Origin of the sequence: Mesorhizobium sp. B2-4-17 (assembly GCF_006441275.1) — a bacterium.
Lineage (GTDB): Bacteria > Pseudomonadota > Alphaproteobacteria > Rhizobiales > Rhizobiaceae > Mesorhizobium.
Window position 1 is genome coordinate 92,419 of sequence record NZ_VFUX01000001.1, and the last position, 26,484, is coordinate 118,902.

Consider the following 26,484-nt stretch of genomic DNA (forward strand, 5'->3'; position numbering starts at 1 on the left):
GGCGTAGATACGCTTGACACCGAAAAGCCGTGGACGGGCAATCGAATTGCCGCCGGATTCGCGACGAGCAGAAGCGGGCGATCGTGCAGGAAACGGGGAAGCCCACGCCGTCGTGGCGCAGGTTTGCCGCTGCTGCGGCCGAGGTCGAACGGCGGAGCCGTTGCCTACTGACAGCCAATTGTCAGCTTCGTCGTGGGATAATGCGTCCCAAGCGATCCAGAATGGATTCGCCAGTGCATAAGCCAAGCTGGATTGAAACGCGGATGAAAAAGATTGCCCTGTCGCTGTTCGTGATCGCCGCCTCCGGCGCCTATGTCTGGGAACAACCCGGCAAGGCCCAGACGGACGATATGCTTGGTTCGGCGCTTCCTGCCGACGCTACGGAGCGAGATGCCGGGCAGCCAGCCATCCCCGCAACACCCGCGGATACCGCCCCTAGTCCAGCGCCAGCCTTGCTCGAGCCTCGCCGGCAGAGCACGCGGCTGGAGCCCCGTGTCGACGTGCCGTCGTCGGCGATCAGCAAGGAAACGACGGCGGCCATTCCGATGCCCGCACCAGAGCCGGAGCAAGCCGCGGTCAGGCTATCGCAGGCGTCGCGGCTGCCGGCCTCGCTGTCCACGGCCCCGGCACCGGAGCCAGCCGTGGCCAAACCTCAGCCGAGCGTCGCTGCTGAAACGCAGGAGACTTCGTCATTCGCCGTAACTCCCGCCGTGTACATCCCTATCCCACAATCGCGGCCGGACTATCCCCAGGCACCGGCTCGCGTCATCCGCGCAGGAATGAAGGCGATCGCGACAAGTCCGGCCACGCACGGTTTCAGGGACGGAACATATGCCGGTCCCGTTACGGACGCCTATTACGGCCCCATGCAGATCCAGGTTTCCATACAGGGCGGCCGTCTGACCGCGCTGAAAGTGCTGAAATATCCGTCGGACCGGAGCACCTCCGTCCGCATCAACAGACAGGCGCTGCCCATGTTGCGCGACGAGGCGATCAGCGCGCAAAGCGCCAATGTGGACATCATCTCAGGCGCAACGCTGAGCAGCAGGGCCTTCATCCAATCGCTCCACGGCGCGCTCAGGAAGGCTTCTTCCTAATTCGATGCACGAAACCCGCGTTCTGATGGGAATGCCCATTACGGTCGACATCGGTGGCGCATCTGGCGCGCTGATCGAGGACGTCTTCGGCTATTTCGACCGGATCGACCGGCGCTTCAGCACGTACAAGACCGACAGCGAGATTTCCGCCATCAATCGCGGCGACGTTCCGGTCAAGGATTGGAGCCGCGAGATGATGGAAGTGCTGGCACTTGCCGAGCGCACGAAGAACGAGACGGGCGGTTACTTCGACATTCGCAGGCCGGACGGCTCGCTCGATCCTTCGGGAATCGTCAAAGGGTGGGCAATCCGCAACGCCGCGGGCCTCGTTCGCCAAGCGGGCGGCAAGGACTTCTTCATCGAAGCCGGCGGCGACGTCCAGTCGAGCGGTAAGAACGCCTCCGGAACCGACTGGAGCATCGGCATCCGCAATCCCTTCAAAATGGATGAAATCGTCAAGGTCCTCTACCCGCGTGGTCTCGGCGTCGCGACCTCCGGCACCTATGCGCGCGGACAACACATCTACAACCCGCATGGGTTCGATGATCCGATCACCGGGATTGTCAGCCTGACGGTTGTCGGACCCGACGTGCTCGACGCCGACCGCTTCGCCACCGCCGCCTTCGCAATGGGCCGGAAGGGCATCCACTTCATCGAGCAGGTTTCCGGCCTCGAGGGCTATGTCATCGACATCGACGGTCGGGCAACGCTGACAACCGGTTTCGGAGACCTATGCGAACCATGATCAAGGCGCTCGACCGATCCCTCGATCACCTGACCATGTACAGGCTGGTGCTCTATTATCTGACGGCCCTGCTGGTCACGGCCTTCGCCTTCACCTTTGCCAAGCTCGTGCCCTACGATCCACTCGCGCTCGCCTTTACCTCCGCGCTGACGCTCGCGGTTTGCTGGATCACCAACAAAGCCTTCGAACTGGTCTTCGAGGTTCCGGCAAACAAGGAGTCCGTCTACATCACCGCGCTCATCCTTGCCCTCATCCTCGATCCGGTGGCCGCAACGGACCTCACGGGCATTGGCGCCGTGGCATTCGCCTCCGTCTGGGCGATCTCATCCAAGTTCATCTTCGCAGTCGGGCGGAAGCATGTTTTCAACCCGGCGGCGCTCGGCGTGGCGCTGTCGGCGCTGCTTCTGGACAAGCCCGCCACCTGGTGGGCCGGCGGCAATTCATGGCTGCTCCCCTTCGTGCTGGTCGGCGGCATTCTCGTTGTGCGAAAGCTGCGGCGCCTGGATCTCGTCGCGGCCTTCCTGATCGTGGCGCTGATCACCATCCTGGCCACGACAGAGCCATCGCTCTATGGCGAGGCGCTCAAGGAGACGCTGACCTCGTCGCCGCTGCTGTTCTTCGCCTTCGTGATGCTGACCGAGCCGTTGACGGCGCCTACCACGCGTTGGCCACGCATCGCCTTCGCGGCGGTCGTCGGTTTCCTGTTCGCTCCCAACGTGCATATCGGCTCGTTCTATTTCACGCCGGAGCTGGCGTTGCTCGCTGGCAATGTGTTTGCTTACGCGGCAGGGCCGAAGGGCCGCTTCGTGCTGACATTGGAACGCATAGAGCGCTCCGCCATCGACAGTTACGACTTCGTCTTCAGTTCGCCGCGAAAGCTGGCCTTCGAGGCGGGCCAATATCTCGAGTGGACGCTCGGCATGAACCGCTCCGACAATCGGGGCAACCGCCGCTATTTCACCATCGCCTCGGCGCCGACCGAGGAAACCGTCCGTCTGGGCGTGAAATTCTACCCGCAATCGAGCGCCTTCAAGCGCGAACTGATCGCCATGAAGCCCGGCGGCAGAATCCATGCCGCGCAGTTGGCAGGCAACTTCACCCTTCCGGCGAACCATGGAACAAAGATCGCCTTCCTGGCCGGTGGGATCGGCATCACCCCATTCCGCTCCATGTTGCAACATCTGCTCGACCGCGACGAGAGACGCCCGATCGTCGTTCTCTACGGAACCGAGGGACAGCAGGATATCGCCTATCGCGATGTGCTCGGCACCGCCAGGCAAAAACTCGGCATCAGGACAATCCATGCCGTCGCACGGGGCGCCGAGCGCGGCCAGTATCCAGGCTATATCGACGAGCGCCTGATACGCCTGGCGGTCCCCGACTATCTCGAACGGACGTTCTACATTTCCGGCCCACAGGCCATGGTCAAGGCGCTTCGCCAGAAGCTTCGCGCCATGGGCGTGCGCCGTTCAAGGATAAAGGTCGACTACTTCCCCGGCTTTGCCTGACGAGCAGTCACCCGTGCCTTGGGACCGAAATGGTCACGATCAGGCCCGGGTCGGCATTTGCCATGGCAAGGCTTCCGCCGTAGGCTTCCACGATGTCCGAAACGATAGCGAGGCCAAGGCCGCTGCTGCCGCCCTTGCTGTCCAGTTGAACCCCGCGAGACAGGACGGATTGCCGGTCCGCGTCCGGGATGCCTGGCCCGTCATCAGCAACGGCGATAATTACGGCCGCGGCTGTCACGGATGCCGCTATGCGTACCGATGATCGTGCAAAGCGCGTGGCATTCTCAACGAGATTGCCGAGTATCTCCGACAGATCTCCTTCATCGATCGGCGCGACAAGATCATCGGCGACATCGATCTCGAAGGAAAGACGCTTGCCGCCAGGCGTCCGTTTTACCACGCCGACCACGCCGGCCGCGGTCTCGAAGACGCGGCAAGTGGCCTTGCCGAAAATGCCGGGTGCAAGGCGGGCCCGGGCCAGTTCCCGCTCGACGTGTCGCCGGATCGCGCTGGCGCTTCTTTCAATATCGCCGGCTAGCTCCGTCTCGCCCTTCTTCCGCAGCGCGCGAATGTCCGCTGAGAGCACCTGCAATGGCGTCTTGAGCCCATGCGCCAGATCGGTCGCGCGTGAGCGGGCGCGTAGAAGCGCCTTGTCCTGGGCCTCAAGCAAGCGGTTTATCTCATCGGCGAGCGGTTGCACCTCCCGAGGCGCCGCCACTTCGAGCCGCGTCGCGCGCTGGGCGACAACGTTTCGGACCGCGACCCGCAGGCTTTCCAGCGGGGCGAGACCCACAGTGATCTGGATGAAGAATGCGGCCATTAGGGCCAGGGCAAGAACGATCAGGGCCGGCGCGAGATCGCGGACATATTCGCTCACCGCCACTTCCACGCTGCGGTGGTTCTCGGCGACGATGGCACGAAACGATCGGCCGCCGGGATCGATGACCGTACGCGCGACCGCGATTGCGAGCTCTCCCTCCGGCCCTTTGAACTCCTTGATTTCCTTGAGCTCGCCACCGATCTGGTGTGCGTGCAGTGCAAGGGTCGCATCCCATAACGAACGCGAGCGGACAAGATAGCTCGATGCGATGTCCTCCACCTGCCAATAGTGGCCGGACAGAGGAATGGAAAAACGCGGGTCGGTCAGCGGCGCCTGGACAGAGAGGTGGCCGTCGGCACCGTAAGCGGTGGCGCCGATCAGTTCGTTGAGGTCTACGGTGAGCTCACTGACGATACGCCGTTCTACATTCAGTTCGAACAGATAGCGCAACCCAACGCCTGCGATGGCAAGGGCGATGAGAATTGAAATCGTGGCCGCCAGCCAGAGCCTGAACCGGATCGAGTTTCCCATCAGCTGCCATCATCGGCTATCAGATAGCCGAAGCCGCGCCTTGTCTTGATGATGTCGCTGCCGAGCTTCCTGCGCAGGCGGGCAACGATGACCTCGATCGCATTGGGATCACGATCGTTGCCGGAATCGTACAGATGCTCCGTCAGTTCGGTCGGTGCCACGACGCGCCCGCCATGATGCATCAGGTACGCCAGAAGCCTGTACTCGAGAGGCGAGAGTGAAACAGGGGCACCTTGGACCGAAACACGCATTTGAAGAGTGTCGAGAAGCAAGGGTCCGGATCTGAGCACCGGCGCTGCCTGGCCTGTCGAACGGCGCAGGATCGCCCGCAATCGCGCCAGCAGTTCCTCCATTTCGAAAGGTTTGGGCAGGTAGTCGTCGGCGCCCGCATTGATGCCTTCGACGCGCTCCGTCCACATGCCTCGCGCCGTCAGGATGAGGACTGGAAACCGGCGACCGTTGGCTCGCCATCGTTTGAGGACGGTTAGACCATCGAGCTTGGGCAAGCCGAGATCCAGTATGGCCGCGTCATAGTTCTCGACATCGCCCGCAAACCAGGCTTCTTCACCCTCGCGCACCACATCGACGGCCATCCCGGACGCCTTCAGCGCTGCAGCGACGTCCGCCGCGATCCGGGGTTCGTCCTCGGCCAGGAGGATTCTCAACGGTCGCCCCCTTCGCCTCTTACGATCACGCCGGCTCCAGCATCAACATCCACAAGCTTGCGGCGGCCGTCCGCGCCGACAACCTGCAAGCGATAGATCCATTTGCTCCCAAGGCGGACAAGGTCGACGGCAACAACATCGCCGGGCGCCTTGGCGCGCACGATATCCAGAATCCTGGCAAAGCCCTTGATTTGGCCATGCTCGTAAAGGTCCCTTGCCCGGTCGTGATCGCCGTCGTCATCCTCGCCGGCTCGCGCTGCGAGCGGCTGGGCGGCGGCGAGCCCAATAAGGCCAGCCACGACAAGTCGTTTGAGAATGGTTGTCATCAACCAGGCATCTCGCACACAAAGGCTGTCAATCCGCTGTCAGCCATCGTCCAGCAGACAGCAAAGGTTCGTACCCAGCAAGCTCGACTCGAATATTGCGGATGCTGCGATTGCCGACAACCCGGCAATCACCGATCAATCGAGGCCGGTCCGCGATCAGTAAGCAGATCGTGGGGCCTACGCGCCCTGCTCCAGGCCGACATCGGTCACATCAGCTTGTCGAGCGTGACAGGCAGGTCGCGAATGCGCTTCCCGGTGGCGTTGTAAACCGCGTTGGCGACCGCGGCGCCGGTGCCTGTAATGCCGATTTCGCCGATGCCATGAGCGCCCATCGGCGTGTGCGGATCGGCGATGTCGGTCCAGATCACCTCGATCGGCGGAACATCCAGATGCACCGGCACGTGATAATCGGCCAGGCTGGCGTTCATGATGCGACCGTTGCGCTCGTCGAACTCGGTTTCCTCCATCAGCGCCAGTCCGAGGCCCATGATAATGCCGCCGCGGAACTGGCTTGCAGCCGTCTTCGGGTTGAGGATCCGGCCGCAATCGAATGAGCCGAGTACACGGTTGACCCGCGTCTCACCGGTCACGGCATTGACGCGCACCTCGCAAAAGATGGCGCTGTAAGAGTGCATCGACCAGTGTTGCAGTTCAAGCGGCGCAGGCGCGCTCGCCTCGGCCACAACCTCGTCGCGTCCCGCACGCGACAGGATGGAAGCGTAGCTCTCGTGGCGTTCCGGCTCATCGAGCTTGGCCAGGCCTGCATCGTAGCCGCCGACCTGGTCGGCGCCGAGCCCCGCCAGCGGCGAATCGTTTCCCGCGAGCTTGAGCAACTCGGTCACAAGCACGCGCTGGGCGGCGATTACGGCCGCTCCGATGGATGCCGTCTGCTGCGAGCCACCCGCCAGGATCACACCGGGAAGGGTCGAATCCCCGTATTCGATCGAAACAGAATGAAGCGGCAGGCCAAGCCTTTCGGCGGCGACGGATAAGTTCACGGTAGCCGTGCCCATTCCCATCTCATGCGCCGCCACCGCCACCGTCGCCCGGCCGTCGCGGGTGAGCGTGATGCGAGCCGCGCCACCAGGCATGCGGTAATAGGGATAGGTGCCGGTCGCGCACCCCATGCCGACCAGCCATTCTCCTTCACGGCGCGTCCCGGGCGCGGTTCGCTGGCTCCACCCAAAGCGCTCGGCGCCAGCCCGATAGGCTTCGACGATATGCCTTGACGAAAAGGGAGTGCCTTCGGTCGGATCCTTCTCCGGCTCGTTGCGGATGCGCAGTTCGATCGGGTCCATGCCGAGTTCTTCGGCCAGTTCGTCAATGGCACATTCGAGCCCGAATGTGCCGACAGCTTCGCCGGGCGCCCGCATGAAGGTGTTAGCCGCCATGTCTATATACGCCACCTCGACATCGAGCTTGAAGGTGTCGGCGGCATAGCCGCTGCGCGTCGCAATAATAAACGGCTCGGGAAAGGCATTGTGCCGGGTCATCACGGTGACGCCAGTGTGGATGATCGAGGTAAAACGGCCATCCGGCTGCGCGCCGATCGCCACATGCTGTTCGGTCAGGCCGCGGCCGCCGACCACCCTGAACACGCCTTCGCGCGACAGGGCGATCCGCACCGGCCGGCCGGCAAGCTTCGCCGCCGCCGCACCCAGCACCTGGTGCTGCCACAGGCACTTCGAGCCGAAGCCGCCGCCCACATAGGGCGACGTGACATTCACCTGCTTCTCGTCGATGTCGAAGATCTTCGCCAAGGACCAGGCGGTGTGCGCCACGCCTTGCGAGGCATCATGCACCCTCAGTTCCTCGCCATTCCATGCCATAGTCGCGGCGTGCGGCTCGATGGCATTGTGGTTTTGGCGAGGTGTGCGGTAGGTCACGGATATCTTGTGCGGGGCCGCAGCCAATTGCGCCTCGGCATCGCCGATTTCCAGCTTCAGCGGTTCGCCCATGAATTGACCCGGCTCGGTGCCCTGCGCCTTGGCAGCGGCCAGCGAAGTGGTCGCCGGCTCGGCCTCGTATTCGACGCGGATCAGTGACTTGGCATGATCCGCCTGCTCCTGGGTTTCTGCCAGGACGACGGCGATCGGTTGGCCGTTCCAGTGAATACGATCGTCCTGCATGACCGCCAGATTATCGCCGCCCGCCGCCTTGGCATTCGTCATGAACAGCGGCGTCGGCTTCATGGGCGGCGCATTGAGGTGCGTCATCACCAGAACCACGCCCGGCGCTTCCGACGCAGCCTTGATGTCCAGGGCAGCGATCCGGCCCTTGGCGATCGTGCTGAACGCCACAGCCGCGTAGGTCATGTCGGCGAGCGGGAACTCGGCGGAGAAACGGGCCGCGCCCTTGACCTTGAGAGGCCCGTCGATCCGCGACATGGGTTTGCCGACATGCCCATGCTGGTGATGGATGAGCGGATCGGGCTTCCCGCCTGGCAACCAGCTGTCGGGTGCCAGTTCAATGGCTTTCTTCATCAGGCCCTGGGCCGCGCCCTTGGCCGCCTCGCCGGCTTGTTCCAGGATGCTCATGCGGCTTCTCCCGCCAATTCGCCAAGCACGCTGACGATGGTGCGCTTGGCCAGTTCGATCTTGAACGCGTTGTCACGCAACGGAACGGCGTCCGCGAGTTCCGCTTCCGCGGCCGCCCGAAAGGCCTCGGCGGTAACAGGACCGTCTTTCAGCGCCGCCTCGGCCTTCCAGGCCCGCCAGGGCTTGTGCGCCACTCCGCCGAGGGCGAGGCGCACCGCCTTGACGGCACCGTTCTCCACCCGCAGCGCCGCGGCGACGGAGACAAGGGCAAAAGCATAGCTCGCGCGGTCGCGCACCTTGCGATAGGTTGAAGCCATTGTCAGCGGCGGCAGTTCGACGGCGGTGATCAACTCGCCTGGCTCCAGAACCGTCTCGATTTCGGGGTGTTCGCCTGGCAGGCGGTGAAGATCGGTCAGCGGCAGTGTCCGCTTGCCTGTCCTGCCTTCGAGATGGACCTTGGCATCGAGCGCGGCCAGCGCCACGCACATGTCCGAAGGATGCGTCGCGACACAGGCCGGCGAGGCCCCCAGAATTGCGTGCATGCGATTGAAGCCGTCCGCGGCATCGCAGCCTTGTCCGGGGGTTCTCTTGTTGCAGCGCGATCCCTCGTCGTCGTAGAAATACGCGCAGCGTGTGCGTTGCAGGATGTTGCCACCCACCGTCGCCATGTTGCGGATCTGAGCGGAGGCGCCGGCAAGGATGGCGCGGGCCAGAACGGGATAGCGCTCGCGCACCGCGCGGTGCTCGGCCAAGGCGGTGTTCCGGACTGCCGCTCCGATCAGCAATCCGCCCTCATGCTCATCTATGTTTGCCGGCAGCCCGGTCACATCCACCAGGATGGCCGGGCGCTCGATCGTCTCGCGCATCAAGTCCACCAGATTGGTGCCGCCGCCAAGATATTTGGCTGCCTCAAGGCCTGCTCTCTGTACCGCCTCGGCCGCGTTTGTCGCTCGGGAGTATTGGAACGGGGTCATGCTGCCATCTCCGGGCTATCGGGCCGGTAAGGCTGCGCGGCCTCCTTGCTGATAAACGTCGCGGCGATCGCATCGATGATGCCGTTATGCGCGCCGCACCGGCACAGATTGCCGCTCATGCGCTCTGCCAGCTCTTCGCGGCTGGCAGGGATTGAACCGGCTCTCAGATCGCCGGTCACGTGGCTGGGAAGGCCCCGCCCCAACTCCGCCACCATGCCGATGGCGGAGCAGATCTGTCCCGGCGTGCAATAGCCGCACTGGAAACCGTCGCGGTCGATAAACGCCTGCTGAAGCGGATGAAGCTCGTCTCCTTGCGCAAGACCCTCGACAGTGGTGACAGCGCGCCCTTCGGCCTGCACGGCAAGGGTCAGGCAGGAAACCACGCGTTCGCCGTCGAGCAGGACCGTACAGGCCCCGCACGCGCCCTGATTGCAGCCCTTTTTTGTGCCCGTGAGCCGGAGTTCCTCGCGCAGAAGATCAAGCAGTGAAACCCGTGGGTCGGCGGGCAGTGGCACGGCTGAGCCGTTGACGATAATGGACATGGCGACCTCGCTATCGGCGTAGAGAAGGTTACTTGGCGCTCGCGACGGAGGGGTCAACCCACGTCGAGACATCCGATAGCGATTGAGTGCAATCTTCGCTGCCTGGCCCGAGGGCCAGGACGCAAGGACTGTTCAGCCTCGGTGCGTCGTCACAGTTTGACGGCACCTTCCCTGGCCCATAGGCGCAGCTTGCGACAGGCCTCGATGAACGGCTGCACCGAGGCGGCGGAATCGAATTCGATGAGACCCACATCCGCCTCAAGAGCGATTGAGACCGGGCGTCACTCGCGGCCACGCTGCCTTGCATTCCGTGGCCGCGAGTATTTTTCTTATGCTGTACTCGTGAAAGCGAGGCGGCAGTCATCGGGCCATCTTCAGTCGTTCACATAGGCGCCAGGCTGGCGGCCGCCCTTTGCCGCTTTTTGGTAGTGGGTCAGTACAACCCTGCCGAATGCACTTGCGCACGTAAAGAGCGGATCGAAGGAAACCCCGACATCAAGCATGTCAGCACGTCATTTTCGGAACGCCAGAATCTTAAGATGCGCATGCACATGCGCCGCTTCACGCGCCTGACCAACGGCTTCTCAAAGAAGGTTGAGGCTCACGCAAATGCTGTTGCCCTGCACTTCATGTATTATAATTTTGTGCGAATTCATGCTTCTCTGCGCGTAACCCGGCGATGGCCGCTGGCGTCACCGACAAGCTTTGGGAGATCGCGGATATCGTGGCACTGATCGAGGCGAAGGAAGCTGAAAGGCCGGTCGTGCGCGGCCGTTACGAGAAGCGGGCAGTAGCATGACACTGAGGCAAAGGGTCTCGCTCGCCTCAAAAATCACGCTGTCCTATGTGTTCGGCGTGATTGGAGGTTTGTTAGCCGTGTCAAATCCTTCGCCGGAGATTCCATGGTCTGAGACACTTTCGCTTTTCGTCGTTTATGTTGCGGCCGGCTTCCTAATGTCTTGGCCGCTTTACTTAGCAGCAGTTGCTGCAGCCATCGCTTTCCCACGCTCTGTTGCCGCAAGACCGGGAACGTGGACTTCAGCGGCGGTTCTTATCGCAGCAAGTTTTTCTTTTTTGATCCTTCCGTGTGACGGGCATTTCAGATCACTCGCTACGCTAGGGGCACTCGCTGCTCTGCTCGCCGGCTTTTGTTTCTATTGCATAGCAAGGCCGACGGGTCAGATTTCAAACTGACCCACTACCCCGCTTTTGCATCCTTTGAGTGTTCGGCTATAGAGGGACCAGCGCCGGAGGTCTTCTCAATGGCCGGGCTCGGTGTTGCCTGCGGTCTTTGGTTTTGGCCGTTCGACTGAAGGGTTCGATCCTCCACTTCGCCTTGTTTTCGCGTGAGGCCCATTGCGCCGCCAGGCTTATGATTGCCGGCCGGTTGGGTGATGAATAACATCGCTGCTGAAAGAGGGTTCCATCACAGGCCGGCGGAAATTGCCGCTGTTTCCATGCAAAATCATAACGAGCGGTTGCGCCTCTAATCCGGATAGCGCCAGGCACTGGCCCCAGTGCGGCGAGACAATGCTGATGGCGCCCCATCAGCGGGATCATCTCGAAAAAGCCGTGAACGTGTTTCGGCTCCCTTGTTGATCCGATCGTCGGACTCGATCGGGGCGTCCTGCTCGTTGATCGCCTCAGCGATGTATTCCGGGAGATCGCCCACCTCGTCGCGAATGTCGTCAGGATCGATGCCTACCGCGTGGCTTGACTTCACTCAATCCGAGGGCCCGATAAGCCAAGGTCGGAATTCACGGGTTAATCCCTCAAAGCGACCCTTGCGGGCTGCTATTTTGGTGTGGAAGTTGCATTGACGGACTCTACCGACCTGGGTTCGGAGGACATTGTGAGCTTAAGGCGCTGTTGGCGAAGACGTGCCGTTTTCGCCAGCCTCGCCTGGCGTTCAGCCTCCAGCACCAATTTGGACTCTCTGTTCGCTCTTTCTATTTTTTCCCTGTCGATTTTTCGACGTTTCAAGCCAACCTCCCTGCCTCCATCGATTCCGGTGCAAAAATGCGACGAGCAGCCAAATGTTCCGCACGAATCAGGGTTCCACTGGGCAAGACCGCCGCCAGTCGATAATTGCGCTTGCCTTGCGGTTGCAGCCATCGTGCCACATGCTGAATGTGGAAATTCAAATTGCTCGTGAGAATGACCGATGCGGACATCGCTCTACGATCTCAGCGTGCCAACCTTCCTGCAGACCGTGAGATCCATCGGAGGTTTCCTCGACCGTGCGGCCACGCATTTCTCGAACACCGGTGTCGATCCCGATAACATCGTGCACACCCGCCTCTTCGATGACATGGCACCCTTCCATTTTCAGATCGAGGCGGCGTGGCATCATTCCGTTTGGGGGGTCGAGGCCCTCAAGTCCGGCGCGTTCACCCCTCCCGCCTTGGTCGGACCTGTTCCCTTCGCTGACCTGCAGGCCATGATCGGCAAGGCAGAAATGATGCTGGAGGCGTTCATCCCCGATGAGGTCAACGGCTGCTCGGGCAAGCACCTGGACCTTCAGATCGGCCCGCGAAGGCTTGCCTTCACCGCGGAGACCTTCATCCTCTCTTTCTCGCTGCCAAATTTCTATTTCCATGCCGTCACCGCATACAACATCCTGCGTTCGCGAGGCGTGCCGCTCGGTAAGCATGATTACGAGGGTCGGCTGCGCACCAGATCATCCTGAGATGAAATCTAGCCTCAACGGAAGGACCTCGGCACTCCACCAGTTTCTGCTAGTCTGACTTGCCCGGCAGTATCGAACCCAGAACCTGCCTGACGGTCCCGCGAATAACACCGGTTTCACTGGGATCGCCCTTTGCAAGCGACGATGTCAGGTTTTTGATCTGGTCGAAGGTGAAATGCGGGGGAAGTGGCGGGACCTCGGGATCGGTCTTGACCTCAAGGACGACGGGGTAATCGGACGCGAATGCTTCGTCCCAGGCCGGTCCGAGGTCTTCTGGGCGATCGACAAACAAGCCTTTAAGACCGATCAGTTCGGCAAACCGATGATAGGGCACGTCCGGGATACGCTGCGACGCCTCGAACTTCGGGTCGCCTTCCATGACCCGCTGCTCCCAAGTAACTTGATTGAGATCCTGGTTGTTGAAGACGCAGATGATGAACCGGCCGTCCGGCCAGGACGACTTCCAGTATTTGGCGACGGTGATCAGTTCCGCCATGTTGTTCATCTGCATGGCTCCATCGCCAACAAGCCCCACCACCGGCCGGTCCGGGTGCGCGAACTTGGCGGCGATCGCGTAAGGGACAGCGGCGCCCATCGAGGCGAGGCCGCCGGAGAGTGATGCCATCATCCCCGGCCTGATCCTGACGTCACGCGCGTACCAATTCGCGCAGGATCCGGAATCGCTCGTCAGAATGACATTGTCCGGCAATCTCGGCGAAAGCTCCCATGCCACCAGTTGCGGATTGACTGGGTCGGCTTTTGTCTTGGCTCGCTTCTCCAGAAGTTTCCACCAGTCGGCTACGCTCTTCTCGATCTGTTTGCGCCACTTGTTTTTCTTCTGCTTCAACAATGGCAGCAGAGCCTTGAGCGTCTCAGTTGCATCGCCGACAAGATTGACGTCCATCGGATAGCGCAAGGACATCATGCCGGGCTTAAGATCGATCTGGACGCCTTTGGCCTGACCTTCTTTTGGCAGGAACTCCGAATAAGGAAAGCCGGATCCGACCATCAGCAACGTGTCGCAGTCCCGCATCAGGTCCCAGGAGGGTTCCGTTCCGAGCAACCCGATCGAGCCAGTTACCCAAGGGAGAAAATCCGGTAAAGCCGCCTTGCCGAGAAGCGCCTTTGCGGCACCCGCGCCAAGGCGATCGGCGATGTCGATCACCTCTTGCGTCGCGGCAAGGGCACCAGCGCCGACGAGGATTGCGACACGCTCGCCTTCGTTGAGGATATCGGCGGCCGCTTTCAAATCATCCGCGTGTGGAATAACCAACGGCTTGCGATAGCCGACGCCGGAATGCACCGTGCCGTGAGCGCGGGACGGTTCCTCATAAGGCATCTCCTGCAAGTCGTTCGGCAGGACGAGCGCCGTCACGGTTCGGTTTGCCAGCGCAATGCGAACGGCCCGGTCAACGAGGTGACGGACCTGTGCGGGCACGGCGGCCTGATGGACGAAATCTCCCGCCACATCCTTGAACAGCGAGGCAAGATCGACTTCTTGCTGGTAGTGGCCGCCGATCGCGCTACGCGCCTGCTGGCCGACAATGGCCAAGACGGGCTGGTGGTCAAGGCGCGCATCATAAAGACCTGTCACGAGGTGCGTCGCGCCGGGACCGGAAGTTGCTATGCAGACGCCAAGTCCGCCAGAAAACTTGGCGTAGGCCGACGCCATGAACGCGGCCATTTCCTCATGTCGTGCCTGGACGAATTCAATCTTCCCATCCGCACGGTTGAGGGCCCCGAAGACGCCGTTGATGCCGTCACCCGGGTATCCGAACATCCGCCGTACGCCCCAGGCGTGGAGGCGCGAGATCAGGAAATCGCCAACAGTTTTGGACATGAGAGGAGCCTTTCGATCATGGCTGGAAAGGGAATTAACCAGCGTGGCGACGTCCCGTTCCCAGCCTCGCCACTGTTCGCCGGCTCTTGGTCCGAGCCATCGGTCCGCCGAGCTCCTTATCGATCAATGGTGTTCACCGCTCCCAGAAGCTTCCCTGCCCGCCGGGGTTCAGCTCCCAGCGACACGCCGGGCGGCTGCCTCGGGATCATCGCGTGCCAATTCAGACGGACCTTGTTGCAGAGCCTGGTCTCGACCGACTTCCTTGCCAATCTTGTAAGCGGCATAGACGATGCCGAGACCGATCAAAAACCTGAACATGGAAAATCTCCTTCGGCGGGAAACCCAATCGTTGACGGGTGGTTCCGGCATGCGTGCGATGACATTGCGCGCGGGCAAGGGGTTTGGCCAAAGCCCCCGCGCCTATTCGCCCAATATGATCCCGGAAGCTACGATTTGAGCCGTGCGCCCTGTTAGCCTTCCGCGTTTCACGAGCGTGGGTTTGACATAGGGTTTTCTCGTCATCACAGATCCACTGGCGCCGGATACCGTTTACCTGCCAAGGCGGCATTGCGGCTTAAACGGTCTTCGCGCGCCAGTGTTCCACAGGAGACTCACATGGTTCTGCTGATGAACAAACGCGATATGCAACGGCTTGGGTTTCCGAGGGGGGCGAGATCGATCTGAATCGGCAGCCGAGGACGGGGTCGAGCGATGTGTCCGGGGCCTGAGGGTCATGTGCCCGCGGCCAAATCGGTGCCGGTAAGGTTGGTTTCGCGTGGCGGATAGCAGGCAGCGGTCTTCCTTGCCCGACGCAAAAAGACCGCCAGTGAAGCCCTCGACCTTCGTGCGTCCAGCCAGGAGGCAGAAATCGGCCAGATCACGGCCGTGACCGCCGAACGACGTCACACCAACTCAATTGCCGTTAGCGCGAAAGTGCTGCCTTTGACCTATGAGTGGGAGTGGCTTGCAGCATTCCTTTTCCTTGTCGCGGCGGCCTTCTTCGCAGAGGCCGACCTCTCGGCCGCGGAACGAGATGCCTGGGCTTTGCCGCCCTTCTCTCCCCCCTTGTGAGCCGCGGGGTGGCCGGTGTGCTTTCCACGTCCCGATCCGCCCTCTTTCTTGCCGCCGCCGTCATCCTTGTTTACCGTTGCCCAAGCACGACGTTCGGCTTCCTTTTCCGATACCCCGCGATGCTCGTAGCCCTCGGCTATGTGATCAGCTTTGCGCTCCTGCTTGTCAGTGTATTTCGACTTGTCGCCACGTGGCATCGTGACCTCCTGTTCTCTAACGGTTGCGAACGAACACATCCCGGTTTGGTTCCAGATTGCCAAGACATCCGAGCGCGATGCCGCCGGGCGATCGAATATCGACCAAGCCCCACCCTTGTCGGACTCTCGGGCTGCCGCATCACCGAACCCGGCGTGGCCGATCGCTTCCAATCAGCTGCCTTGCAAATTCGCCCGTCCAGAAATGCAGCCATGCCCGGCGAGCACCGCCGACTGCACCCGGCAAGCACCAGGCGGTCCAACCCGCCGGAGCCCACAACGCGGCGGGGTCAATCGCTTCGTGACGTTTTTCGGCGGCGTGTGCGCCGCTTGGCGACGATTTTGAGCGGCACAGGCGGCGCCGAAGCCAGCGCGCCCAAGGCCGCCTGTACCATACCGGACGCGACGAAATCGGCGCTGATGTCCTTGGCCAGATTGTCGGCGTCCTCCTTGTCGGCCCCGTCGAATTTGAACCATAGCGCGATCCCGACCCTGAGGTCCGCTTTGGCCCGCTTCAGTCGGCGCACCAGAAAGCGGGCATGCTTGACGGAATCCTGGTTGAGGAAGCCGACCACCACTGTATCGACGCCGCCCAACTCAAGGCGACGAATTGTCGACGGCTCCAAGTCTACAAAGCTCGCCCTTGACACCGTGGCGCCCTGCACTTCCAACACCTGCGCCAGCATCGCCGCCGCCGCGTCGTCGAGTGGACCGCGGCCGCCAGCGCAAAGCACCCTCAATCCCGAGCCATCCGGCAATTCGGCATAGCCATTGTTCGCGGTCTCATTGTTCTCGAGCGACCCCGCATCCTCGCCGACAACCGGGGCTTCCTCCTCGTCCATCTCGTGTTGAGCGCTGTCTTCGAGGTTCGCGACCAGCGTCAGCGCGCTGGCTGCGACCTGCTGAATCTGCTGGTCGTCCATTACGCCACGGACGCGGTCCTTCTCACCGAGCAGCAAGGCGGGCAGGGCCACCTTATCGTAGAATTCGACCAGATAATTCTCCTCGAGAGTTTCCTCGGCATGGTCTGTTGCCTCGTCAGGATCGCCTGCCAGCAGCCGTTGGTACAGCCGCGCGTGGGCGTCCAGTACCGGCTCGTTGCCGAACAGCACATCGAGGAATTCGAACTGCGGTACATGCCGGCCAAGCACCACCAGACAAACCGTGAGCGGTGTCGACAGGACCAATCCCAGCGGACCCCATAGCCATGTCCAGAAGATTGCCGCAACGATGATGGCCAATGGCGAAAGCCCCGTGCGCGATCCATACAGCCAAGGCTCGATGACATTCCCGGTAATCAACTCCATCACCACGAATAGAGCTGCCGTCCACAACACAAGCGACCATCCTGGCGCCACCGCCAGCGCAAGGAAGAGGGGCAGAAGCGCGCCGATCACGGGTCCGATATAGGGAACGAAACGAAGGGCCAGCGCCAGCAGTCCCCACAGGAGCGCGTTGGGGATGCCCAACACCCATAGCCCGATCGCAATCGGGATCGCGTAGATCAGGTTGACGACCAATTGCATCAGCAAGTAGCGCCCTACCCGCGAGCCGGCGTCCTGCAGCGCCTGCGTCGTCCGATGAAGGTCACCGTAGCCAACAAGGCGAATGAAACGGTCGCGTAGATCTTCCCGCTCCAGAAGCATGAAGATGACGACGATGACGATCAAGCCAGCTGACCCCAAAGGGCTGATCAGCGGACCGATGATGTTCTGGAGGATTTCGAGCGGCTTTTCCTTGGCGACGATTTCAACCGGCACCGGGTCGCGTTTCGGGGTTTGCGGGGAGGCTGGAAGCGAAGGCTCTTGCCTGTTGATCTCCTGGCCAACCCGCTCGACTACACTGCTCAATCTCGAGATCACGCCGCCGCCCACTCCCGTCTCTTTGAGAGAACGGACCTTGGTGAGGATGTTTGACTGGTAAAGCGAAATGTTCTGAGCGAGTTCGCTGACCTGCGAGGCGACAATAAAGCTGAACAGCGCCAGAACCGCGAATGCCCCGAGCACGCTCAGGATGACCGCGGCAAGGCGCGGCATGCCTGCCCGTTTGAGCGCCGAGACCAGAGGAGCGAGTGCAAAGGTCAGGAGCAGCGCGATCGCGATCGGCAAGAATACTTCTCGTCCGAAATACAACGCCGCAACAGTGGTTACGACAGTGGCGACGGTCGGCAACGCCGTGCGCCGACGCGCTAAGGAAAGGGGTCCTCCCAGTCCGGAACTGGGGGAGATGCCGTTACGATCGATCGCCAAGAAATTCCTCCGCCTGCCCACCAAGATCATAAACGCTAAAGTGGGATATGTTTTCCATCAAATAGCGGTTTCCCTGGCCGGAACGAGGGCGCATCGAGAGCCATGTCTATGGGCACGACGCCTGCGGCAATGCACTCCCTATGGCTTTGCCCGACCGCGCGAAAGCCCCGTCGGTACGCATCACAGGGCCGGCACTGAGCCCAACACCCAACCCGGCCAAATCGATGGCCCTCAAAATCAACACGCCGCACGCGCAAAAGCGAGCACCGACCTGGAACATCACAGGGCGCATGACGTTTGGCACCGTAATGCAATCAAGGAGGACCGTCTCATGGACTGGAATCGTGTCGAAGGAAATTGGAAGCAGGTCAAAGGCAAGGTCAAAGAACAGTGGGGCAAGCTTACTGACGACGACCTCGACCGTATTGCCGGCAAACGTGATCAACTCGAAGGCAAGATCCAGGAGCGCTACGGCATCGAGAAGGATCGTGTGCGGCGCGATATTGACGATTGGTACCGACGGCAAGACTGGTAGGTATCGCCTGGCACGCCGTGTGAGCTTCTTCTTACCGGCGACCGGCATGGGAACGCTGCAGCCGACGCAGCTCGCGGTTGCATCCCGGGGCCGCGTTATGATGCGCTCACCTCCTCCGCTGGGCCGCCTCGCGACGCTCTCTACACCCCATTGCTCTTGCTGGCGCGCCGCGTGGTGTCAAGCGGCCGGCGTCCTCACTTGGCTAGGCCGTTTTGAGTCCTTTAGACTCCACATTTGCGATCGCTAAAAAAATGGTTTCGAGCAAATCCTTGTCGTGGAAGGGTTTGCCGAGCAAGGGCACATCCGCCGGTCGATCGGCGATCTGGCTAGCATCGGCATAGCCGGTTATGATAACCGCAGGCCAGTCGGAGCGCAGAGTGCGTGCGAAGCGGATAACATCCACGCCCGATACGAGTGGCATGGCAAAGTCGGTAACGATGACGTCGAAATCATTAGGAGCGCGCTCGATCAACGCCAATGCCTCGGGCCCCCCTGCGGCGCAGGTCACATCAAAACCACGCTGACGAAGAGACTCGGCTGTCAGCTGCCGCAACGCGTTACTATCATCGATCAGAATGATCGATGGGCGCCTCGCATCGGCGTCCAGGCGCATATATCCGATGTCGGTCTCGGCAGCAGGACTGTCTGGCTCCGCGACGGAGCGTGGCAGCCAGAGTTGCATGCTCGTTCCACGATCAACGACGCTGTCTATGCGAAGCGCACCGCCGGATTGCCTCATAAAGCCATAGACCGTACTGAGGCCCAGACCGGTCCCTTTCCCGACCGGCTTTGTCGTGAAGAAAGGTTCAACGACCTTGGCGAGAATATCAGGAGCTATGCCAGACCCTGTATCCTTGACCGTCACAACGACATAGTCACCCGCCGAAACATCCGCCGAAGACCTTCTAAGTGAACGGTTGTGCGCTTGCACGGTTATCGTACCGCCGGAGGGCATGGCATCACGCGCGTTGAAAACCAGATTCATTAAAGCTAGCTCGAGCTGTCCGGCATCGACGTGCACCGGCCACACCGTGTCGTCGATTTGCCAGTCGAATCGGACCAACGCTCCCAAAACAGGTGCGACCAACCCGTTCATGCTGTCGCCCAGCACTGCCAGGCGCACCGCTTCCGGCTTTAAGGTCTGCCGTCGGGAGAAAGCCAGCATTCGCGTGACCAGGTCAGCTCCTTGTTTCGCGGAACGCCGCATCAAGTCGAGGACCTGCCGTGCTTGACCGTCCAATGTCGCGCGGCGTTCGAGCAACCCCAATCCACTGAGAATTGCAGCCAGCAGGTTATTGAAGTCATGCGCCAGGCCACCCGTCAGTTTGCCGATGGCGTCGAGACGTTGTGATTGTAGCAGTTGATCCTCGAGGCCACGCTGATCGGTAACGTCGAGCAGCGTCCCGAGGATTTCGGACTCGCGGCCGTCAGCGCCGTTCGACATGACGCCTTGATCAAGAAAGATGCGATACTCGCCGTTGGCGCACTTCCAGCGGAATTCGCACGTGTACGAGCCAGCCGTTTTGGCCGCCAGAAGTGCCTGCTCGAGCCGTGCCAGATCGTCGGGATGGACCCGCTTGAGCCCGAATCCTGGATCGGAAGTCAGATCCGCAGGCGAAAAGCCGGTCAAACGCTCGACACCTTTGGTGACAAAGCGCGTCGCAAAGGGCGGCTCGGCCGTCCGCGCGTGAAAGCAGACAGGCAGCGAACTCAGTATGGCATCCTGCCGTTCCTCTGCGCTGCGCAGAGCCCGTTCCGCCTGAAGCTTTTCCTTCTGCGCCTGCAGCGCCTGCGCCAGCAGTCCCTGCTCAATTCCCGCCTTCCGTTGGATTTCGATCGTCTTTTCGTGAAGCTCGACAAAAACCGCGACCTTCGAACGCAGCATGGTCGGATCAAATGGCTTGAACACATAATCCACCGCGCCGGCATCATAGCCGCGCAGCATATGGGCGTCCTCCTTGTTGATCGCGGTGAGAAAGATGATTGGCGTGCGTTTGGACTGTTCGCGCTGTCGGATAAGCGCGGCTGTTTCATATCCATCCAGCCCTGGCATGAGGACATCGAGCAGGATAACGGCGAAGTCTTCCTTCAGCAGAAAGCGTAGGGCCTCTTCGCCCGATTGGGCGCAGATGACGTCGCCGGTGGTGGCGAGCACTTCGCTGATTGCCAGCAGATTGCGCTCATCGTCGTCCACGGCGAGAATACGTGCTCGTGCCGGTCCTTCCGGCAGTTGGACGACCCCAGGTTTTCTTGCTCTGCTTCTTTGCAATTTTTGCATCGAATAGCCGTCAGTTCGCTGCCACGAGCATTTTTTCCGGGGTGTCGCCGCGTGACCGGGAACGCCCAATCCAGACACGAAGCAGCGCCAGCAAGAGATCGAGATCGACTGGCTTGGCGATGTAGTCGGAAGCCCCCGCGTCCAAGCATTTTTGCCGATCACCCTTCATCGCTTTGGCCGTAACCGAAATCAGCGGAATGTGAGCTATCGAGGATGTGGTGCGGATTTGCCGCATCGTCTCGTAGCCGTCCATTTCCGGCATCATGATATCGATCAACGCTGCATCGACGTCAGGCGTCTGTTCCAGCAGCGCTATGCCGTCGCGGCCTCGTTCAGCGTGCAGAACTTGGATCCCATAGGTCTCCAGAACGCTGGTGAGGGAATAAATGTTGCGAATGTCGTCGTCGACGATCAGAACCTTCGCACCGGTGAGATCGGACTTGGCGTCCTGTTCTGTTTCGATCATGCTTTCTTCGCGGCCTTCTCCCGGAAGGGTGGCTGAAATATGCAGCGCCAACTGGGCGAAATTCTCGGCGCGCGGCGCATTCGCAAAAGCCGGATTCAGCGACAGGACCGGGTCAAGCGCATCGGGATGGGGGGCAAAGAACAAAAGTTTCGGCAAGGCTTCGCCGAATTGGCCGGTGACCTCGTCTAGTGCCTGCGCATTGTCTTTGGCCGAGCGTCCAAACCCGAGCACGACGGCATCATACGAGGCGATCCCGACGTCGTCCGCATTTGCCGCGATCCGACCAACCGCGGTGACCGAGGTGACGCCGTCGCGGATCGCTTCGACCAGCGATAGCCGGCGATCCGGATCGGGGTCGGCGACCAGAACGCGGCGTTGGATACGCAGCTTTCTGGAATGAATGTCCTGAAACACCTGCATCAGTTCATCCGATGATACGGGCTTAGTGGAAATGCTGGAGGCGCCCTTGCGCGCGAGGCTATTAATATCTCCCGCACCCGAGATAACGTGGACGGGGATTGTCCTCGTCTTCTGATCATGGCGTAACAGATCAAAAAGCACCCAGCCGTCGATATCCGAAAGCCCGAGATCAAGCGTAATGGCATCGGGAACCAGCTTGCGCGCCAATGCCAAAGTGCCGGAACCAGCGTTTGACAAGACGCCTTTCAACCCGGCCGAACGTGCGAGGCCAAGCAACAAGCCTCCAAAGGTCGGGTCGTCCTCAACGATCAGAACGACCCGATCGGTCGGCGAAATAGAATCGCGGTCATCGATTAACTCGGCCGAAGGTGGACTGTTGGGGGATGCTGGCGCCGCGACTTCGTCCACCACAGGAAGCAAGGCCGATTGCACTGTCGCCATTCTGGGGCCGTCGAACGGAATAACCAGCGTGAACGTCGATCCTTTGCCCGGTGTGCTTTCGACGCGCAATTCGCCGCCAAGCAACCGGGCGATCTCCCGACTGATAGAGAGCCCCAGGCCCGTACCGCCATATTTACGACTGGTGGTGCCGTCGGCTTGCTGAAAGGCTTCGAAAATAAGCTTTTGCTTATCCTCAGGTATGCCAATGCCGGTGTCGGTCACGGCAATCGCGAGAGCCTTTATCGGGTGCGCGGCTCGGTTGCGGCGGCCAGCCTTCTCGACCCGGAAGTTCAAACCGACCTCACCTTCGGAGGTGAATTTGAATGCGTTCGAAAGCAGGTTGAGGACAATCTGCTGCAATCGCTTCTCGTCCGTGCGGACAGTATCTGGAAGGGCTGGGTCGACCGTTATGGTGAAGCCAAGTCCCTTGTCGGCCGCCAGTTGACGGAACGTGCGCTCCATATGCTGGCGCAGGTGTGACACCGGCATATCGTTGATATCGATGGAGACCGTCCCGGATTCGATTTTCGACAGATCGAGGATGTCGTTGATGAGGCTGAGAAGATCGGTTCCGGCGGAATTGATCGTGCGCGCGAACTCTACCTGCTTTTCGTTGAGATTGCCCTGCTGGTTGGTCGCCAGGAGATTTGAGAGAATAAGCAGTGAATTGAGTGGCGTGCGCAGTTCGTGACTCATATTGGCCAGGAACTCGGACTTGTATTTCGAAGTCAGCGCCAGCTGCTCGGCTTTCTCCTCCAATGCGCGTCGCGCCATCTCGATTTCGAGATTCTTATTTTCCACCTGCTTCTTTTCGTTTTCGAGCAGCTGTGCCTTTTCCTGCAGCTCCTCGTTCGTGGCATGCAGCTCTTCCTGCTTCTTGGTCAGTTCAGTCTGGCGCGCTTGTAATTCCGAGGTCAGCAGTTGCGACTGCTTGAGCAGGCCTTCGGTGCGCATAGTCGCGGCTATGGTGTTGAGAACGATGCCGACGGACTCCATCAACTGGTTGAGGAACGACTGGTGGGTGTCGCGGAACTCGCCGAACGAGGCAAGTTCGATAACGGCTTTCACCTCATCTTCGAACAAGGCGGGAAGAATGATGACGTTGGCCGGCGAGGCGCTGCCGAGGCCTGATGTGACGCGCAGGAATTCCGGCGGGACATTGTCGAGCATGATTGCGCGCTTGTCGGCAGCACTTTGGCCGACGAGACCTTCGCGCAGGTCGAGGCGCTGCTTGATCGCCGCCTTGCTTTCAGCGCCATAGGACGCCGCCAGCTCGAGATAGGATTCCTCTTCGTCGCGATTGGTAACGTAGAACACCCCATATTGGGCGTTCACCAGCGGCGCGAGTTCGGACATGATGAGCCGCGAGACAGTGGCGAGGTCGCGCTCGCCTTGCAGCATCCGCGAAAACCGGGCGAGATTGGTTTTCAACCAGTCCTGTTCGGCATTCTTCAGCGTCTGATCCTTCAGGTTGCGGATCATTTCGTTGATGTTGTCCTTGAGCGCGGCAACTTCACCCGAAGCTTCGACGCTGATCGAGCGCGTCAGATCGCCCTTGGTGACCGCTGTCGAAACCTCGGCAATGGCACGCACCTGGGTTGTGAGATTGGCGGCGAGCTGATTGACATTGTCGGTCAGGTCGCGCCACAGGCCAGCCGCTCCTGGCACACGCGCCTGGCCGCCAAGCTTGCCTTCGATACCCACCTCGCGGGCGACGTTGGTCACCTGGTCGGCAAAGGTCGCGAGTGTCTCGATCATGCCGTTGATCGTATCGGCAAGGGAGGCGATTTCGCCTTTGGCATCCACCGTCAGCTTGCGTTTGAGATTGCCTTGCGCAACCGCCGTGACCACGTCGGCGATGCCACGCACCTGGTTTGTCAGGTTCGTCGCCATCAAATTGACGTTGTCGGTGAGGTCTTTCCAGGTACCGGCGACGCCTTCGACACGGGCCTGACCGCCGAGTTTGCCCTCGGTGCCAACCTCGCGCGCCACGCGCGTGACCTCACCGGCGAAGGAGTTGAGCTGGTCCACCATCGTGTTGATGGTTGATTTCAGCTCAAGGATTTCCCCCTTCACGTCGACCGTGATCTTTTTCGACAGATCGCCACGGGCAACAGCGGTCGTCACCTCCGCGATGTTGCGCACCTGCCCGGTCAGGTTCTCGGCCATCGAGTTGACGTTGTCGGTCAGATCTTTCCACGTCCCGGCAACGCCGCGCACCTGCGCCTGCCCGCCGAGCTTGCCTTCGGTACCGACCTCGCGCGCAACGCGGGTCACTTCCGAGGCAAAGGAATTGAGCTGGTCCACCATCGTGTTGATGGTGTCCTTCAGCTCGAGAATCTCTCCACGGACGTCCACGGTGATCTTCTTCGAGAGGTCACCGAGCGCCACGGCCGTCGTCACCTCGGCGATGTTTCGCACCTGACCCGTCAGGTTGGCGGCCATGGCGTTGACGTTGTCGGTCAGGTCCTTCCAAGTGCCGGCAACGCCGCGCACCTGTGCCTGACCGCCGAGCTTGCCGTCCGAACCGACTTCGCGCGCCACACGCGTCACCTCCGAGGCGAACGAATTCAACTGATCGACCATCGTGTTGATGACATCCTTGATCTGCAGGATCTCGCCCAGGGCATCGACCGTGATTTTCTGCGTCAGGTCGCCCGTCGCGATAGCCGTCGCGACCTTGGACACATCGCGCAACTGGACAGTCAGGTTGCCGGCCATCGCGTTGACGTTGTCAGTCAAGTCCTTCCAGGTGCCACCGACGCCTTCGACATGAGCCTGTCCGCCTAGTTTGCCTTCCGATCCCACTTCACGAGCGACGCGCGTCACTTCCGAGGCGAAGGAGTTCAACTGATCGACCATCGTATTGACGGTGTCTTTGAGCTCCAGGATTTCCCCTTTGACGTCGACCGTGATCTTCTTGGACAGGTCACCGCGGGCCACGGCCGTCGTAACCTCGGCAATGTTGCGCACCTGCCCGGTCAGATTGGCGGCCATCAGATTGACGTTGTCGGTCAGATCCTTCCACGTGCCGCCAATGCCCCTCACCTCGGCCTGGCCACCGAGCTTGCCTTCGGTGCCGACCTCGCGCGCCACGCGTGTGACCTCCGAGGCAAAGGAGTTCAACTGATCAACCATCGTGTTGATGGTGTCCTTGAGTTCGAGAATTTCGCCTTGCACCGCCACGGTGATTTTTTTGGAGAGGTCGCCGGAAGCAACCGCCGTCGTCACCTCCGCGATATTCCGCACCTGGCCGGTGAGGTTCTCAGCCATCGAATTGACGTTGTCGGTGAGGTCTTTCCACGTGCCGGCGACGCCACGCACCTGTGCCTGGCCGCCAAGCTTGCCTTCAGTGCCAACTTCGCGCGCTACGCGCGTGACCTCGCCCGCGAAGGAGTTGAGCTGGTCGACCATCGTGTTGATCGTCGATTTCAGCTCGAGGATTTCGCCCTTCACGTCGACGGTGATCTTCTTCGAGAGGTCGCCCAGAGCCACGGCGGTCGTCACCTCGGCGATATTGCGCACCTGGCCGGTGAGGTTCTCGGCCATGGAATTCACATTGTCGGTCAGATCCTTCCAGGTGCCGCCGACCCCTTCGACGCGTGCCTGGCCGCCGAGCTTACCCTCCGTGCCGACCTCGCGTGCCACGCGCGTCACTTCCGAGGCGAAGGAATTGAGCTGGTCCACCATTGTGTTGATGGTGTTTTTCAATTCGAGGATTTCGCCCTTGACGTCGACGGTAATCTTCTTCGACAGGTCGCCCGACGCGACGGCGGTCGTGACCTCGGCGATGTTGCGCACCTGCCCGGTCAGGTTGGTGGCCATCGCGTTGACGTTGTCGGTCAGATCTTTCCAAGTCCCGGCGACGCCTTTCACGCGCGCCTGACCACCCAACTTGCCTTCGGTGCCGACCTCGCGCGCCACGCGCGTCACTTCCGAGGCGAAGGAGGCTAACTGGCCGACCATGGTGTTGACGATCTTGCCAATCCGCAGGAACTCCCCACGCAGAGGCCGGCCGTCAATTTCGACCATCATCGTTTGCGACAGGTCGCCCTTGGCAACGGCACCGATGACTCGGGCGACCTCGGCTGTCGGCTGGACCATATCCTCGATCAGATCGTTGACGGACCGGACACTTGATTCCCAACTGCCAGTGGCGTTGCGAACGCGACCGCGCTCACCTATGCGCCCATCCTTGCCGACAACCCTGCTGAGGCGCTCGAACTCACGCGTCACCTGATCGTTGAGGTCAACGATCTCGTTGAAGGTTTCCGCGATTTCGGAATCGACCCCCTTGTATACGTTGTCGATACGGACGGAAAAATCACCGCGGCGGAAGGCTCTTAGAGAATTCAGAATGATTACATGGTCCAGTTCCCTTTTGGATGCCTGCACGGTCACAGCGCCCCTCCGATGCCGATGGATTGCGTTTGGATAGAAAGCCCCACGGCCAAGCTACATCTCGCCGCAAGCTTGAAAACGTGCCATTTGGATAATGGTTCCATGTCGCTTGGGGGGTGCGCACCGACTGAAAACCCACGTTCCGGCACGATTGT

18 protein-coding genes and 1 pseudogene are annotated in these 26,484 nt (G+C 60.9%); 6 read left to right on the plus strand and 13 right to left on the minus strand.

Annotation, left to right across the window (positions count from 1 at the left end; genetic code table 11):
- Positions 1-29 precede the first annotated feature (29 nt).
- Genes FJ548_RS00395 through FJ548_RS00405 form a run of 3 tightly spaced genes read left to right on the plus strand, consistent with a single transcriptional unit; the run spans position 30 to position 3,350 of the window.
- Positions 30-1,097, plus strand: coding sequence for an FMN-binding protein (locus tag FJ548_RS00395; RefSeq protein WP_246678519.1), 1,068 nt, complete (start codon positions 30-32; stop codon positions 1,095-1,097).
- 25 nt (positions 1,098-1,122) lie between these two features.
- The gene (locus FJ548_RS00400) at positions 1,123-1,842 is read left to right on the plus strand and encodes an FAD:protein FMN transferase (protein WP_246671453.1); all 720 of its coding nucleotides are present in this window, start codon (positions 1,123-1,125) and stop codon (positions 1,840-1,842) included.
- Complete coding sequence (locus FJ548_RS00405) at positions 1,830-3,350, plus strand: RnfABCDGE type electron transport complex subunit D (protein ID WP_246671452.1); 1,521 nt, start codon at positions 1,830-1,832, stop codon at positions 3,348-3,350. Before FJ548_RS00400 ends, FJ548_RS00405 begins: the two co-directional genes overlap by 13 nt.
- A gap of 7 nt (positions 3,351-3,357) precedes the next feature.
- Here the strand turns inward: FJ548_RS00405 and FJ548_RS00410 are convergent, their stop codons facing one another.
- From FJ548_RS00410 to FJ548_RS00435, 6 genes are all read right to left on the minus strand, one after another.
- Entirely contained in the window at positions 3,358-4,701 is a 1,344-nt protein-coding gene (locus FJ548_RS00410; protein WP_140608552.1) for a HAMP domain-containing sensor histidine kinase, read from the minus strand.
- A complete protein-coding gene (locus FJ548_RS00415; protein ID WP_140608550.1) occupies positions 4,701-5,366 on the minus strand; it encodes a response regulator transcription factor in 666 nt (221 codons plus the stop codon). The genes FJ548_RS00410 and FJ548_RS00415 overlap by 1 nt, the downstream gene beginning before the upstream one ends.
- Entirely contained in the window at positions 5,363-5,692 is a 330-nt protein-coding gene (locus FJ548_RS00420; protein WP_140608548.1) for a PepSY domain-containing protein, read from the minus strand. Before FJ548_RS00420 ends, FJ548_RS00415 begins: the two co-directional genes overlap by 4 nt.
- Before the next feature lie 206 nt (positions 5,693-5,898).
- Positions 5,899-8,175: a xanthine dehydrogenase family protein molybdopterin-binding subunit gene (locus FJ548_RS00425; RefSeq protein ID WP_246678532.1), complete on the minus strand. Its 2,277-nt coding sequence runs from the start codon at positions 8,173-8,175 to the stop codon at positions 5,899-5,901.
- A gap of 50 nt (positions 8,176-8,225) precedes the next feature.
- Positions 8,226-9,203, minus strand: a complete 978-nt coding sequence (locus FJ548_RS00430; protein WP_140608544.1) for a xanthine dehydrogenase family protein subunit M — start codon at positions 9,201-9,203, stop codon at positions 8,226-8,228.
- The gene (locus FJ548_RS00435; RefSeq protein ID WP_140608542.1) at positions 9,200-9,745 is read right to left on the minus strand and encodes a 2Fe-2S iron-sulfur cluster-binding protein; all 546 of its coding nucleotides are present in this window, start codon (positions 9,743-9,745) and stop codon (positions 9,200-9,202) included. Before FJ548_RS00435 ends, FJ548_RS00430 begins: the two co-directional genes overlap by 4 nt.
- A 434-nt stretch (positions 9,746-10,179) precedes the next feature.
- Here FJ548_RS00435 and FJ548_RS30215 point away from each other — a divergent pair.
- Positions 10,180-10,544: pseudogene (locus FJ548_RS30215) on the plus strand (IS1 family transposase); the annotation flags it as partial.
- A 687-nt stretch (positions 10,545-11,231) separates the two neighbouring features.
- On the opposite strand, the gene FJ548_RS00450 reads toward FJ548_RS30215, so the two are convergent.
- The gene (locus FJ548_RS00450; RefSeq protein WP_140776191.1) at positions 11,232-11,468 is read right to left on the minus strand and encodes a hypothetical protein; all 237 of its coding nucleotides are present in this window, start codon (positions 11,466-11,468) and stop codon (positions 11,232-11,234) included.
- A 441-nt stretch (positions 11,469-11,909) separates the two neighbouring features.
- Here FJ548_RS00450 and FJ548_RS00455 point away from each other — a divergent pair, with 441 nt between their 5' ends.
- Positions 11,910-12,434 (plus strand): DUF1993 domain-containing protein, encoded by a 525-nt coding sequence (locus FJ548_RS00455; RefSeq protein WP_140776193.1) that lies wholly within the window; start codon positions 11,910-11,912, stop codon positions 12,432-12,434.
- A gap of 49 nt (positions 12,435-12,483) precedes the next feature.
- Here the strand turns inward: FJ548_RS00455 and FJ548_RS00460 are convergent, their stop codons facing one another.
- The 4 genes from FJ548_RS00460 to FJ548_RS00470 form a co-directional block, all read right to left on the minus strand.
- Entirely contained in the window at positions 12,484-14,274 is a 1,791-nt protein-coding gene (locus FJ548_RS00460; RefSeq protein ID WP_140776195.1) for a thiamine pyrophosphate-requiring protein, read from the minus strand.
- Positions 14,275-14,442: 168 nt separating this feature from the next.
- Positions 14,443-14,592 carry a hypothetical protein gene (locus FJ548_RS29725; RefSeq protein WP_181165557.1) on the minus strand — a complete coding sequence of 50 codons (150 nt, stop codon included), beginning with the start codon at positions 14,590-14,592 and terminating at the stop codon, positions 14,443-14,445.
- Between the two features lie 629 nt (positions 14,593-15,221).
- Positions 15,222-15,542, minus strand: coding sequence for a plasmid stabilization protein (locus FJ548_RS00465; RefSeq protein WP_140608534.1), 321 nt, complete (start codon positions 15,540-15,542; stop codon positions 15,222-15,224).
- Positions 15,543-15,829: 287 nt separating this feature from the next.
- Entirely contained in the window at positions 15,830-17,767 is a 1,938-nt protein-coding gene (locus FJ548_RS00470) for an AI-2E family transporter (RefSeq protein ID WP_246678533.1), read from the minus strand.
- A 352-nt stretch (positions 17,768-18,119) separates the two neighbouring features.
- Here FJ548_RS00470 and FJ548_RS00475 point away from each other — a divergent pair, with 352 nt between their 5' ends.
- Entirely contained in the window at positions 18,120-18,323 is a 204-nt protein-coding gene (locus FJ548_RS00475; protein WP_140690704.1) for a CsbD family protein, read from the plus strand.
- A 202-nt stretch (positions 18,324-18,525) separates the two neighbouring features.
- Here FJ548_RS00475 and FJ548_RS00480 read toward each other — a convergent pair whose 3' ends face one another.
- Positions 18,526-20,517, minus strand: a complete 1,992-nt coding sequence (locus FJ548_RS00480) for a response regulator (protein WP_246678521.1) — start codon at positions 20,515-20,517, stop codon at positions 18,526-18,528.
- 94 nt (positions 20,518-20,611) lie between these two features.
- On the minus strand, positions 20,612-26,323 hold the full coding sequence (locus FJ548_RS00485; RefSeq protein WP_140776453.1) for a HAMP domain-containing protein: 5,712 nt from the start codon (positions 26,321-26,323) through the stop codon (positions 20,612-20,614).
- Between the last annotated feature and the right edge of the window lie 161 nt (positions 26,324-26,484).

Bases quoted from the DNA above. Each gene is read 5' to 3' on its own strand.
- FJ548_RS00400 (WP_246671453.1), top strand. From the start codon at position 1,123: ATGGGAATGCCCATTACGGTCGACATCGGTGGCGCATCTGGCGCGCTG.
- FJ548_RS00405 (WP_246671452.1), top strand. From the start codon at position 1,830: ATGCGAACCATGATCAAGGCGCTCGACCGATCCCTCGATCACCTGACC.
- FJ548_RS00410 (WP_140608552.1), bottom strand. From the start codon at position 4,701: ATGGGAAACTCGATCCGGTTCAGGCTCTGGCTGGCGGCCACGATTTCA.
- FJ548_RS00420 (WP_140608548.1), bottom strand. From the start codon at position 5,692: ATGACAACCATTCTCAAACGACTTGTCGTGGCTGGCCTTATTGGGCTC.
- FJ548_RS00425 (WP_246678532.1), bottom strand. From the start codon at position 8,175: ATGAAGAAAGCCATTGAACTGGCACCCGACAGCTGGTTGCCAGGCGGG.
- FJ548_RS00430 (WP_140608544.1), bottom strand. From the start codon at position 9,203: ATGACCCCGTTCCAATACTCCCGAGCGACAAACGCGGCCGAGGCGGTA.
- FJ548_RS00435 (WP_140608542.1), bottom strand. From the start codon at position 9,745: ATGTCCATTATCGTCAACGGCTCAGCCGTGCCACTGCCCGCCGACCCA.
- FJ548_RS00455 (WP_140776193.1), top strand. From the start codon at position 11,910: ATGCGGACATCGCTCTACGATCTCAGCGTGCCAACCTTCCTGCAGACC.
- FJ548_RS00460 (WP_140776195.1), bottom strand. From the start codon at position 14,274: ATGTCCAAAACTGTTGGCGATTTCCTGATCTCGCGCCTCCACGCCTGG.
- FJ548_RS29725 (WP_181165557.1), bottom strand. From the start codon at position 14,592: ATGTTCAGGTTTTTGATCGGTCTCGGCATCGTCTATGCCGCTTACAAG.
- FJ548_RS00465 (WP_140608534.1), bottom strand. From the start codon at position 15,542: ATGCCACGTGGCGACAAGTCGAAATACACTGACAAGCAGGAGCGCAAA.
- FJ548_RS00475 (WP_140690704.1), top strand. From the start codon at position 18,120: ATGGACTGGAATCGTGTCGAAGGAAATTGGAAGCAGGTCAAAGGCAAG.